This is a genomic window from Deinococcus aetherius, assembly GCF_025997855.1.
Taxonomy (GTDB): domain Bacteria; phylum Deinococcota; class Deinococci; order Deinococcales; family Deinococcaceae; genus Deinococcus; species Deinococcus aetherius.
In genome coordinates this window covers 600,152-612,555 of the sequence record NZ_AP026560.1, presented here as the reverse complement: position 1 = coordinate 612,555, position 12,404 = coordinate 600,152, and the positions used below count along the sequence as shown (strand labels likewise).

The following is a 12,404-nucleotide window of genomic DNA, read 5'->3' as shown; positions in this document are numbered from 1 at the left end:
TTATGGTGGGCTCATGACCGCCCCGCGCGACCCCGCCCTGTCCCCTCCCCCACCGGCCCGGCGCAAACGCACCTTCGGGGTCTACATCGGGAGGTTTGAGCCGCCCCACCAGGCCCACCTCCTCGTGATGCTCGAAGCCCTCAGGAGCGTCCAGAAGCTGATCGTGGTGATCGGCAGCGCCCGCGCCGCGCGCAACACCAAAAATCCCTTCACGGCCGACGAGCGCCAGGGGGTCGTCACGGCCATGCTCGCCGAGGCGGGTGTTGCACGCAGCCGCCTCCTCTTCGTCCATGTGCGCGACTACTTCTACAACGAGGGCCTGTGGCTTTCCGAGGTGCAGCGCGGGGTCGGCGAGCACACGCGCGGCAGCAGCGACGTGGCCCTCATCGGCCACATGAAGGACGAGAGCAGCTACTACCTGCGCTCCTTCCCGGGTTGGGAGTTCATCCCCACCCATGTGGTCAGCCCCCTGAGCGCGACCGACGTGCGCAAGGCCTACTTCGAGGACCGCCTGGAGGACGTCTCCGGCATGGTCCCGCCCGCCGTCCACACCTTCCTGACCACCTTTCGGGGGACGCCCGAGTACGCCGAGCTGCGCGCCGAGTTCGACTACCTGCGCGAGTACCGCGCCGCCTGGAAGGACGCGCCCTTCCCGCCCGTCTTCGTCACGGCCGACGGGGTGGTCACCCGCAGCGGGCACGTGCTGATCGTGCGGCGGGCCGGACTGCCGGGGCGCGGGCGCCTCGCCATGCCGGGCGGCTTCCTGGAACAGGGAGAAACGCTCGTGGAATGCGCCGTCCGTGAGGTCCGCGAGGAGACCGGGCTGGGCGAGGGAGTGAACCTCCCCGCCGCCCTACGCGCTCAGGCCGTCTTCGACTACCCCGACCGCAGCCAGCGCGGGCGCACCGTCACCCACGCCTTCCACTTCGACCTCGGCATCGGCCAACTGCCCATCCTCCGCGCCGCCAGCGACGCCGCCGACGCCTTCTGGATGCCGCTTTCCGAGGCCCTGGGCCACCCCGAACTGTTCTTCGAGGACCATCACGCGATCATCGAACACTTCCTGATGCGGGGGTAGGGAGAGATGGGCAACGGGGGGAAGTGTACCCCCGGCGGGGATCACTCCAACTCATTCAACTCATAATTACTAAGAGCAAAGATGAGTCAAGAAAGCCGTTCCCCAGGAGGCCCCCATGACGCTGCCCCACCTCGACGACCAGAACCTCATCCTCGACACCGACTCGTACAAGAGTAGCCACTTTCTCCAGTACCCGCAGGGGACGACGTGGCTGTTCTCCTACCTGGAGTCGCGCGGGGGGCGGTACCCGGCAACGCGCTTTTTCGGGCTTCAGTACCTCCTCGACCGCTACCTGACGCGGCGGGTGACGCGGGAGAACGTGGAAGAAGCCCGCGCCCTCATCGAGGCGCACGGCGAGCCCTTCCCCTACGAGGGCTGGCTGCGGGTGGTGGAGGTCCACGGCGGGCGGCTGCCCCTTGAAATCCGCGCCGTGCCCGAGGGGACGGTGGTGCCCATCCACAACGTCTTGATGAGCGTGACGAACACCGACCCCGAGCTGCCGTGGCTGGTGGGGTGGTTCGAGACAATGTTGATGCGCGTGTGGTATCCAACGACTGTCTGCACCCAGAGCTACTATCTCAGCGAGATCATCCGCGCCGAACTGGAACGCACGAGCGACCGCGCCGCCGAGGAGTTGCCCTTCAAGCTGCACGACTTCGGCTCGCGCGGGGTGAGCAGCCGCGAGAGCGCGGGGCTGGGCGGGCTCGCGCACCTCGTCAACTTCCTGGGCTCGGACACGTTGGAGGCGCTGCGGGTGGCGCGCAACCACTACGGGGCGGACGTGGCGGGCTTTTCCATCCCCGCCGCCGAGCACTCCACGGTCACGAGCTGGGGCCAGGAGTGCGAGGTCGAGGCGTACCGCAACATGGTCCGGCAGTTCGGCAAGCCGGGGGGCATCTTCGCGGTCGTCAGCGATTCGTACGACCTCAAGCACGCGATCAACGTCCACTGGGGCGAGACCCTGCGGCGGGAGGTCGAGGAGAGCGGCGCCACCCTCGTCGTCCGCCCCGACTCCGGCGATCCCCCCGCGATGGTGCGCCTCGCCGTAAATGCGTTGGCCGCCAAGTTCGGCACGACCACCAACAGCAAGGGCTTCCGGGTGCTCCAGCACGTCCGGGTGATTCAGGGTGACGGCATCGACGAGACGACTATCCGCCAGATTCTCCAGAACCTCACCGTGGACGGCTTCTCGGCCGAGAACGTGGCCTTCGGCATGGGCGGCGCGCTGCTGCAAAAGGTGGACCGCGACACCCAGAGGTTCGCCTACAAGGCCAGCGCGGGTGTCATCGGCGGCGAGTACCGGGGCATCTACAAGGACCCGGTGACCGACCCCGGCAAGCGCAGCAAGGACGGCGTGCTCGACCTCGTGATGGAGAATGGGCGCATGGTGACGCGGCAGTACAGGACGTTCGACACCGACTTCCCGGGCTCTCTCATGCGGACGGTGTACCGGGACGGGGAAGTGCTGGTGCGGGACACGCTGGAGGAAGTCAGGGGACGGGCGTAGGGATGAACGCGCTGGAACCACTGCTGCCCGTTCTGCAAACACTGGAACCGTTCGGGCTCCCTGCCGCCGCTCTGCAAGGGTGGTACGCCTATGCCAACCAGAGACAGGCAGCACGCCTTGCCAAACACCTTGAGTACGAACTGAACCTCGTCCACCAGAAGCTCTCCACGCGCGTGAATCACGCCTACCTGCGCTCCGATGCCTTCCAAGCGAATGTCGTGCAAGCCGTTCGTGCTGCCGAAATGGCCGAATCGGAGGACAAACTCCGTTTCATCGCCCGTGCCCTCGCCGGGTGCATCCTAAATTTCCCAGTGCCCCAACTCGACAAGTTCCAGACCATGCGGATCGTCGAAGGTATGTCTGACCGAGAACTGCGCGTGTTCGTCGAGTATTTTCAATTGCTCGATCCAATTGATCCCTACACAGATGCTTTTCCAGATGACAGTCACGTCACGGTGGCAGGACTCACCCGACAGGAATTTATGGCCGCCCTGCTTGGGTTAGAACAACTGGGACTATTGACAAAAGAGAGGCCGCTGGATAAGGGCAGTGAGTGGGTAATTGTTTCGCTACAACTTCGGGGAGGAGAAGGGATGGTTTGGACTCTCACACCCCTTGCCCGCCAAGTTGCCACTCTAAGTCGCCTGCAAGGAGACGAGTAATCCTCCTTATCGTCTCCAACTCAGGGTGGGGGACACATCGAGACTCTACTTTCGGTGGACGCAACCCTCCTTCACCCGTGAGCGTACTGTGGGGCAGGAGGCGTCAGGCATGACCAAGCCCGAAGATCAGTCGCCCGGCAACGAACCCGCTCCCCAGCCCAGCGTGCCGTCCTGGGTGGACGAGGTGCTGCGCGTCCAGGCGAACCCCCAGCCGGTCACCGTCACCCCTTCGCCGAGTGAAGCGACGGGCGGCGAGCCGCGTCGTCCCGAGGAGTCGCCTCCCCCCGCCGCTCCTTCCCAGCCCGCCGCCGAGGACGACTGGATCACGCGTGTCACGAGCAACACGGCCGAGAACCCGGCCGTCTCCGCCGAGCCCGCGAACGACCTGCGCATCCCAGAGGCGTCTCCCCCACCCGTCGCCCCTGCCCCCACGACCCCGCCCCCGGCCAGGGAGGACGACTGGATCGCCCACGCCACGGGCAATGCGGCGAAGAACCCGACGATGCCCACCGGCCCGCAGGTCGTTCCCCCGTCCTCCGGCGGGGTGCAGGACTGGCTTCAGCCCATGCGGCCCGTCGCCTCCTCCACGTCGTCCGACGTGCCCGCCGACATCGCGCAGAAGAAGCTGATCGCGGGGTTGCTCGGCATCGTGCTGGGGAGTCTGGGCGTTCACAAGTTCTACCTGGGGATGAACACGCCCGGCCTGATCATGCTGGGGGCCAACATCGGCGTGTGGATTCTGGCCCTCCTGCTGGGGCTGATCACGCTCGGCCTCGGGCTGATCATCACCGTGCCGCTGGCCGCCCTGGTGAGTGGGGCCATCGGGCTGCTCGGCCTCGTCGAGGGCATCCTCTACCTCACGAAGTCGGACGAGGAGTTCTACGGGCAGTACGTGCTGGGCAAGAAGCCCTGGCTCTGAAGGGCGGGGCGGGGGAGTTTCGGCCCTCGCCGCGCGGAAGGAATTGAGGACGTTCAGAACCCAGCTCCAGACGTGGGGAGGTCGTATGAGGGACGAGGGCGGACGGCGTGAAGTCACCGAGCCGGAAGGGGCGGGCCCGGGGCCGACGCGCGTTTCCCTCCTGCCGACCGTGGTGCGCAGGGCGCTGCTCAGCGCGCTCCTGGGCGGCGGGGCGTTCGTGGCCGTGACCACCCTCTCGCCGGGGCTGGCGCAGGTGCAGGGCTACCGGCCGACCTACGCCCTGCCCGCCGGTCCCTTCACGTACCTCGATCTGCGGAGCCTTCAGGCCGAGTTGCGGCGGGCGGGGGTGGGGGTGTCGGGCCCGCCCACCCGGCCCGTCCTCACCTTTCCAAACACGTCTCGGCCGGTGGTCGTGGAAACCGGGGAGGGCCGGGGGGAGCCCTACCTAAGCCGGGCGCTGGTGCGCGACTACGGAAGCGGGCAGGTGTACCTCGACGCGAACACGTTGGCGCGGTCGCTGCTGAGGGCCGGGCTGGACGTGCGGGTGCGCGGCTGGGTGAATCCCGAACTGCGGGTGGGGAAGGTGGCGCTGAGGCTGGGCACGGCCTCCCGGCCGGTGGACGCGTACAACCTCTACAGCCTGGCGCTGGCCCCCCTGGCGCGGGAGCTGGGGCTGCGCGAGCCGTACAGCGCCCGCTGGAGCGGGGTGAGGCTCTACAGCACCCACACGGTGCGGGCACCGGGAGGCGCGGGGGGCGTGTACGCCCTCGTCAGCGTGATGGACGTGCCGCCGCGCGCCCTGGAGCGGCAGGCGAGCCCCCTCGTGCTGGCTTTCGACCTCGCCCGGCCGGGCGTGGACGGGCGCCTGCACTTCGCCCTCCCCTACGACATGTTCCACCTGCGGCTGACCGGGAACCCCGGCGAGTTGCGGCAGGGCGCCCGGCGCCTCGCCGGGAGGCTGGGCTACGGCAGCGCCGAGCTGCCCGCCCCCGCCCTGCTGCTGCGGCTGAGCGGCGGGCTGTCGCCCCGGGCCACGCCCTACACCCTGATTCCCCGGAACGAACGGAGCGTGGGCGAGTAGGAGAACGGAGCGGCACAGGTTCTTTCTCGTGCGGACCTGTGCCCGGGCGGTTCGGTCGTCTCGCCGCCCCTACCCCAGCGCCTCCCCGATGTCGGCGCGCAGGTCCCCCGGGTCTTCCAGGCCCACGCTCATGCGGATGGTGTGGGGGCTGACCCCGGCGGCGCGGCGGGCCGCCTCGGGCATCCGGCCGTGGGTGGTCGTCCAGGGGTGGACGACGAGGGTGCGGCTGTCTCCCAGGTTGGGGGCGATACGGATGACCCGCAACCGGGCGAGGAAGGCGGCGGGGTCCCCCACCTCGAAGGTCAGGACGGCCCCGAAGCCGCCGCGCAGGTACTTGCGGGCGAGGGTGTGGTGGGCGCTGCTGCTCAAACCAGGGTACGAGACGCGGCCCACGCGGGCGTGCGTTTCGAGCCACGTCGCCAGGGCCAGCGCCGTCTCCGACTCCCGGCTCAGGCGCAGGGCGAGCGTTTCCAGCCCCTGCGCGAGCAGGAAGGCGTTTTGCGGGGCGAGCGTCATCCCGAGCTGGTGGGCGCCGAACCACCGCTGCCGCCACGCGAGGGCCCCTTCTCCCCGGACGCCCAGGACGCTGCTTTCGCCCCCCTCGGTGTAGATGGGATTGCGGGTCAGGTCGTGCCGGTTCCCCACCGTCACGCTCCCGCCCATCACGCTGCCGTGGCCGCCCGCCCATTTGGTCAGCGAGTGGGTCACGATGTCCGCCCCGTGTTCCAGCGGACGGCACAGGTAACCCACGCCGCCCCAGGTGTTGTCGATGCCGAGCAGGGCGCCCCGTTCGTGCGCGATGGCGGCGAAGGCCCCAATGTCCGGCACGTCCCCGGCAGGATTGCCGATGGTCTCGGCCCAGACGAGGCGGGTGTTCGGCTGCATCGCCGCCTCGATGGCCTCCGGCGTGTTCTCGGTGATCGTCGCCGTGACCCCCATCAGGGGCAGGATGTTGTTCAGCAGTCCCGCGCTGCCCCCGAAGAGGCTGCCCGTGGAGACGACGTGATCCCCCGCCCGGCACACGCCCAGCATCGCCGTGAAGCTCGCCGCCTGCCCGCTGGCGAGGGCGACGGTCGCCGTGCCGCGCTCCAGCGCCGTGACCCGTTCCTCCAACGCACGCACGGTGGGGTTCTGGAGGCGGGCGTAGCTGAGGCCCTGATTCGTTTGGAACTCGCCCTGCGCCTGCTCCAGCGTCTCGAACTGGAAGGCGGCGGCCTGGTGGATGGGAATGCCGACCGTCTCGCCCAGGCCCCGAGGGATGCCCGTCTGCACGGCGGTCGTTTCAAACCCCCACTCGGACGTCTCGGGAGCGGTGTTCTGGGCGGCGGTGGCCGATTCGGCATCGCGGAGGTCGGTCATACGGTCATGCTAGGCACTCGGCGCGGCTAGAGTGCAGCCCATGTCCTACCTGCTCGAACTGCGCGGGGTCTGGGGTTCGGCGCCCCTGGTCTCCGTGGGCGTCAGCGTGCTCCTTCGGGACGAATCCGGCAGAGTCCTCCTCCAGCGGCGGGGGGACGACGGGCTGTGGGGCCTGGTGGGCGGTGGCCTCGAACCCGGAGAGAACTTTTTGGAAGCCGCGCACCGGGAACTTCTGGAGGAGACAGGCCTGAGGTGCCCTAACCTGGGCCTCCTGCCGTTGGAGGAGGGGCTGGTGAGCGGGCCCGAGTTCTACCACCGCTACCCGAACGGACACGAGATCTATCTCGTCGGCGTGCGGACGCACGGCACCCTGCCCGCCTCCGCCCTCGCTCACGCCGCACCGGACGACAGCGGGGAGACGCTGGAATTGCGCTGGTTTCCCCTTGACGACCTGCCGCCGCTGAGCAGCAACATCAACCGGGCCAGCATGAATGTCCTGCGCGCCCAGGCGGGCCTGCCGCCCCTGCCTCTGCTCCCCTTCCCGGACCCTCCGCCCGTCGGGAATCACCTGATGGAACTGAGGCGGCTGGTGGGCCCGCGTCCCCTCCTCGCCCCCGGCGCGAACGTGCTCGTGACGGACGAGGCGAGCCGTCTGCTGCTCCTGCAACACGGAGAGACGGGGCGCTGGACCCTGCCCGGCGGCGGGCTGGAACCCGGTGAGAGCTTCGAGGCGTGCGCGCGGCGGGAACTGTTCGAGGAGACGGGGCTGAGTGCCGCCCGGCTGGAGCCCCTGCGCCTGTTCGCCGGGGCCGGGTACCGCTTCACCTTTCCCCACGGGGACGTGATCGACGTGGTGAGCGTCCTGTACCGGGCATACGGCGTTACCGGGAAGTTGACCCTCCCCGCCGACGAGATTCCCGGAGCGGCCTGGTTCGACAGAGGTGCCCTACCCGGCGAGGACGAGTTCAGCGGCTCATTCAGCCGGGCGATGGTCCAGGCATGGAAAGAGGGCCGGAGCACGTAGCCCCAGCCCCCTGCTCCACCATCCTCACTTCTCCCGGATGCTCCACCCCTGCGCCCGGACGGCCCCGATCAGGCGGTCCATCACCGGGTCCACCTCGGCGTCCGTCAGCGTCCGCTGCCCCCGGAACACCAGCCGCACGGCGACGCTGCGCTGGCCTTCCGGGATGGGGGCGCCCACGTACACGTCGAAGGGCTCCACGCTCTCCAGCAGCTCGCCCGCCTCTCGCCTGAGCAGGGCGGCGATCTCGCCGTAGCTGACCTCCTGCGGGGCGATGACAGCGAGGTCTCGCCAGGCGGCGGGGGCCCGGCTGGGGTCGCGGAAGGTCCAGGTGCGGCCCGGCAGCGGCAGGGCGGCCTCCATCATGAAGGTGTCGCCCTTCAGGCCGAACTCCCCCGCGATCTCGGGGTGCAGGGCACCGAGCCAGCCGACACTTTCACCGTTCCACACGACCTCCCCGGCGATCCCGGGATGTAGGGCGGGGGGCACCGCGTCCCCGCGAAGTTGGCGGATGTCGAGGCTCGCCCCCAGGCTGGACGCCAGCGCCTCCACCAGCCCCCGGAAGGCGCTGAAGGACCCGGCCACCCCCGGCTGGTACGTGTTCGCGGCGAGGGGACCGCGCATCAGCAGGCCGAGGCGCTCCCGCTCGCCCTGGGCCGGGAAGACGCGCCCGATCTCGAAGATCAGGACCCGCTCACCCTTGGGATGCGCCTGCGCCGCCTTGAGGAGGCTGGGGTAGAGGGCCGTCCGCATCCCGGTCCGGTCGGCGGTGAGGGGGTTGCGCAGGCGGACGCCCGGGGCTTCGGTGCGCGCCTTCCCCGCCTCCTCGTCGCTCGTGAAGGTGTAGGTCACAACCTCCTGGAACCCCAGACCGCTCAGGGCGCGGCGCAGGGTCGTGCGGGCCGCGCTCTCCTGCCCCGCGCCCAGGTTGCTCTCGTGAACCCGCAGGTTCGGCAACGTCTCGGGGAGGTCGCCGTACCCGTGCAGCCGGGCCACCTCCTCGGCGAGGTCCTGCCAGATGCTCATGTCCACGCGCCAGGAGGGCGGCGTCACGGTCAGGCCGTCACCATCCCGCTCCACCCGGCAGCCCAGGCGGGTGAGGATGTCGGCCATCTCGTCCGTGCCCACCTCCATGCCGAGGAGGGCGCGAATCTGCCCGCCCGTCGCCTCGATGGGGCCAGGGAGTTCGGGGGTGCCGACGACCGTGGCGCCGGGATGTGGTGAACCGCCGCCGTACTCAGCGAGGAGGCCCGCCACCCGGTCGGCACCGCGCGGGGCGAGGAGGGGGTCCACGCCGCGCTCGTAGCGGTACACGGCGTCGGTCTTCAGGCCCAGGCGGGTGCTCGTGCGCCGGAGCAGAACGGGGTCGAAGTGGGCAGACTCGATCACCACGTCCGCCGTGTCGGCCCGCACGTGCCCGTGGTCGCCGCCCACGATGCCCGCGATGCCGAGGACGCCCTGGCCCTGCTTGGGCTGGCCCGCCGTGGCGAAAGCTTCCATCACGGTCGGGATGTGGACCTCGCCCCCGTCGCGGATGAGAAGGTCTTCGGGGCCGACGGTGTGCTCGTTCCCCAGCAGGTCGCGTACGGCCTCGCCTTGACGAAGGCCGAAGGAGACGACGATCTGGCTGTCCGCCACGTCCCGGCGGTCGTAGAGCGCGGTGGGCTGACCGAGTTCGAGCATCACGTAGTTGCTCGCGTCCACGATCAGGTCGATGGGGCGCATCCCGGAGAGCGTCAGGCGGCGCTGCATCCACAGCGGGGAGGGGCCGTTCTGCACACCGCTCACCGTCCGGGCGGCGAAGTGGTCGCAGCCGAAGCGAATCTTGCGCGAGGGGTCGCGCTCGATGGTCACGCCACGCGGGGGTAGGGAGACGCGAATCTCGCCCTCGCCATGTGGCTGCGGCCCGTTCTGCGGCGACACGAGGTCGAGCCTCAGGAACGCCGCGAGGTCCCGCGCGAGACCCAAGACGCTGAGCACGTCGGCGCGGTTGGGGGTCACCTCTACGTCGATCACGGAGTCGGCCTGCCATACCCCGCGCATGGGCGTGCCGGGCGCCGCCGTCCCCGCCGGGAACAACATCAGCCCCGCGCCGCTCTCACCGATGCCGAGTTCCCTCGCGCTCGCGGCCATGCCCCAGGACTCGACGCCCTGCATCTGCCGGACGCCATATTCCGTATCGCCCAGCCTCGTCCCTGGCGTGACGAGGGCGACCATCGTGCCCGCAGGCAGGCCGACGGCGTTGGGAGCCCCGGAGGCGATGGTGCGCGGGCCGTACGGCCCCACGTCGAGCGAGAGCCTGGTGAGCGCCGTCCCCTCGATGGGCTCGGCGGCGGTGACGGCGGCGAGGAGGACCCCCTCGGCGGGAGCGGGGACCTCCTCGATCTCCTCCAGCGGCAAGCCCATGCTGGCGAGGATGGGTTCGAGGTCGGGGGCGGGGGGGAGTTGGGGAATCAATTCTTGGAGCCAAGAGTAGGGGAGTTTCATGGAGGACCTCGAATTGGGGGAGTTGGGAACTTCGTTTTTCGGGACGCTCGGCCCGTTCACCCCCTCCCCGGCCCCCCCCCCTCAAGGGGGAGGGAGAAAAGAAGGCAGGCGCGTTAGGTTGATGTGTGTCTCAACGTTGGTCCAGAACCAGTCCGTCCTCGGACGTTGCGCGTTCGTTGCGGCAACGTATGACCCCTGAAGAGACGCTGCTTTGGCAGCATCTGCGGGGCAAGGGGCTGGGCGTGAGCTTCCGGCGACAGGAACCGATGGGCCGGTACGTAGCGGATTTCGTGTGCTACGAGCGCACCCTCGTCATCGAACTCGATGGCAGCAAACACCTGAACAGCGAGGCGGACCGGGCACGCGACGCGGATATGGCCGAACACGGCTTCGAGACGTTGCGCTTCTGGAACAGCGAGGTGAGAACCAACTTGAGTAGCGTGCTGGAACGAACCCAGCAGACCCTTGAAGCCCGAAAGACCCTTTAACCCCTCCCCCTTGAGGGGGGAGGTTGGGAGGGGGTGAACGAGCCGGGCAACCCTTGCTACGTTCACTTCAACTCTTCTTTCACGCCCAGATACTTGCTCAGAGCGTTGATATGCAGAGGGTAAAAATCAGCGGGATGCTCCCTCAGCATCTCCTGGCATTCGCTCTTACTTATCCAGCGAATGTTTGCTGTCTCGGCAGTTCCTTCGAGCAGGATGCCGTCGGCCTCACAGACAAAGGAATGCAGGAGGATCGAATACCCACCCGAGAGATTCTGAGTGATGCAGAAAGGCATAAAGCTCATGACCTCATATCCGTTCACCGTTTGGACAGTTCGCCCTTGCTCCCCCTGGATGCTGGTGAGGGTAAGGCCCGTCTCCTCACGCACTTCCCGCCGCAGAGCGTCGAAGACATTTTCGTACTCGCGCACTTTTCCAGCGGCCAGTTCCAGCATCCCGTTCTCGATTCCACCGCCAGCCTTTCGGCGCTCCTGAATCAAGATGAACTCCTGACCATCTATCTGGCGGCGAATGATGGCCCCGACACACGGGATGGCGAAGGCTTCGGGCATCTCCCTACCCCAACTCCCCCCGAAACTGCCCGATCACCCTGGGATCGTTCGCGTAGAAGTACCGAATATCCGGAATCCCGTACTTCAGCATCGCGATCCGCTCCGGCCCCAGCCCGAAGGCGAAGCCCGTCTTGCCCTCGTACACGCGCGGCTTGCCCTGGGCTTCCCGCAGATCGTCCACCGCCCGGAAGACGTTGGGGTGGACCATGCCCGAGCCGCCGAGTTCGAGCCACTTGCTCTCGCCGCGCGGGTTCTCCCACCACACCGCGAAGTCGGCGCCCGGCTCCACGAAGGGGTAGTAGCTCGGCTGGAAGCGGACCCTGGCCGTGGGGCCGTACAGCCCGCGCGCCATCTCGGCAATCGTGCCCTTGAGGTCGGCTATGCTGATACCGTCGCCGACGACGAGGCCCTCAAGCTGGTGGAACATCGCCTCGTGGGTGGCGTCGGTCGCCTCGTAGCGGTAGACCTTGCCGCGCACGACGACCTTCAGCGGCGGCTCGTGGTCCACCATGTAGCGCACCTGCATCGGGCTGGTGTGGGTGCGCAGCAACCGGCCGTCCTCCAGCCAGAAGGTGTCTTGCAGGTCGCGGGCGGGGTGATACCACGGCACGTTCAGCGCCTCGAAGTTGTGGTGCTCGTCCTCGACCTCGTCGCCCTCGACGACCGTGTAGCCCATGCGCTCGTAGAGGCCCACGAGGTCGTCGTACACGCGGCTGATGGGGTGCAGGCCGCCCGCCGGGAGACCCAAACCGGGCAGGGTCACGTCGATGGCCTCCGAGGCGAGCCTGGCATCCAGGGCCGCGCGTTTGAGGGTGGCCTCGCGCTCCCCCAGCGCCGCGTCGATGGTCTGGCGCAGGGCGTTGATCTCGGCGCCGCGCGCCTTGCGCTCCTCGGGGGGCAGCTTGCCGAGGCCGCCGAGTTCTCGGGTGACGAGGCCGCTCTTGCCGACGTAGCGGGTCTTGACGGCTTGCAGGGTATCGAGGTCGGGGGCTTGCCGGATGGCTTGCAGGGCTTCTTCTCTCATGGGGACTCCTTCGCGAAAAGAAAATCCCCGCCACGCGAAGAACGCGGCGGGGACAAGGCGCTCGACCGGGGCTCAGGTCAGCGTGACCCCGCCGCGCGGAAACGGCGAACGTGAACCGGCGAGGGGCGTCATGGGGTCAGGGTAGCGGGCGAGGGGGTAGGGGTCAACAGGCCGGAGAGCTTAGCCACCCTCCCGGCGTGTCCTGGCGA

The 12,404-nt window shown here is 68.7% G+C and carries 11 protein-coding genes; 7 read left to right on the top strand and 4 right to left on the bottom strand.

The window, feature by feature from the left end; all coding sequences use genetic code 11:
* Positions 1-13 precede the first annotated feature (13 nt).
* From DAETH_RS03235 to DAETH_RS03215, 5 genes are all read left to right on the top strand, one after another.
* Complete coding sequence (locus DAETH_RS03235; protein ID WP_264776497.1) at positions 14-1,078, top strand: bifunctional nicotinamide-nucleotide adenylyltransferase/Nudix hydroxylase; 1,065 nt, start codon at positions 14-16, stop codon at positions 1,076-1,078.
* A gap of 115 nt (positions 1,079-1,193) precedes the next feature.
* The gene (locus tag DAETH_RS03230; protein ID WP_264776496.1) at positions 1,194-2,585 is read left to right on the top strand and encodes a nicotinate phosphoribosyltransferase; all 1,392 of its coding nucleotides are present in this window, start codon (positions 1,194-1,196) and stop codon (positions 2,583-2,585) included.
* A gap of 2 nt (positions 2,586-2,587) precedes the next feature.
* Complete coding sequence (locus DAETH_RS03225; RefSeq protein ID WP_264776495.1) at positions 2,588-3,247, top strand: hypothetical protein; 660 nt, start codon at positions 2,588-2,590, stop codon at positions 3,245-3,247.
* 109 nt (positions 3,248-3,356) lie between these two features.
* A complete protein-coding gene (locus DAETH_RS03220; protein WP_264776494.1) occupies positions 3,357-4,166 on the top strand; it encodes a TM2 domain-containing protein in 810 nt (269 codons plus the stop codon).
* 85 nt (positions 4,167-4,251) lie between these two features.
* Positions 4,252-5,247 carry a hypothetical protein gene (locus DAETH_RS03215; protein ID WP_264776493.1) on the top strand — a complete coding sequence of 332 codons (996 nt, stop codon included), beginning with the start codon at positions 4,252-4,254 and terminating at the stop codon, positions 5,245-5,247.
* A 69-nt stretch (positions 5,248-5,316) separates the two neighbouring features.
* On the opposite strand, the gene DAETH_RS03210 is transcribed toward DAETH_RS03215, so the two are convergent.
* On the bottom strand, positions 5,317-6,606 hold the full coding sequence (locus tag DAETH_RS03210) for a PLP-dependent transferase (protein ID WP_264776492.1): 1,290 nt from the start codon (positions 6,604-6,606) through the stop codon (positions 5,317-5,319).
* Positions 6,607-6,646: 40 nt separating this feature from the next.
* Here DAETH_RS03210 and DAETH_RS03205 point away from each other — a divergent pair, with 40 nt between their 5' ends.
* The gene (locus DAETH_RS03205) at positions 6,647-7,630 is read left to right on the top strand and encodes an NUDIX domain-containing protein (RefSeq protein WP_264776491.1); all 984 of its coding nucleotides are present in this window, start codon (positions 6,647-6,649) and stop codon (positions 7,628-7,630) included.
* A gap of 24 nt (positions 7,631-7,654) precedes the next feature.
* Here DAETH_RS03205 and DAETH_RS03200 read toward each other — a convergent pair whose 3' ends face one another.
* Positions 7,655-10,114: a phenylalanine--tRNA ligase subunit beta gene (locus DAETH_RS03200; RefSeq protein ID WP_264776490.1), complete on the bottom strand. Its 2,460-nt coding sequence runs from the start codon at positions 10,112-10,114 to the stop codon at positions 7,655-7,657.
* 125 nt (positions 10,115-10,239) lie between these two features.
* Here DAETH_RS03200 and DAETH_RS03195 point away from each other — a divergent pair, with 125 nt between their 5' ends.
* The gene (locus tag DAETH_RS03195) at positions 10,240-10,602 is read left to right on the top strand and encodes an endonuclease domain-containing protein (protein WP_264776489.1); all 363 of its coding nucleotides are present in this window, start codon (positions 10,240-10,242) and stop codon (positions 10,600-10,602) included.
* Positions 10,603-10,664: 62 nt separating this feature from the next.
* Here the strand turns inward: DAETH_RS03195 and DAETH_RS03190 are convergent, their stop codons facing one another.
* Both DAETH_RS03190 and pheS read right to left on the bottom strand, forming a co-directional pair.
* A complete protein-coding gene (locus DAETH_RS03190) occupies positions 10,665-11,171 on the bottom strand; it encodes an NUDIX hydrolase (protein ID WP_264776488.1) in 507 nt (168 codons plus the stop codon).
* Between the two features lie 4 nt (positions 11,172-11,175).
* On the bottom strand, positions 11,176-12,195 hold the full coding sequence (gene pheS, locus DAETH_RS03185; RefSeq protein ID WP_264776487.1) for a phenylalanine--tRNA ligase subunit alpha: 1,020 nt from the start codon (positions 12,193-12,195) through the stop codon (positions 11,176-11,178).
* Between the last annotated feature and the right edge of the window lie 209 nt (positions 12,196-12,404).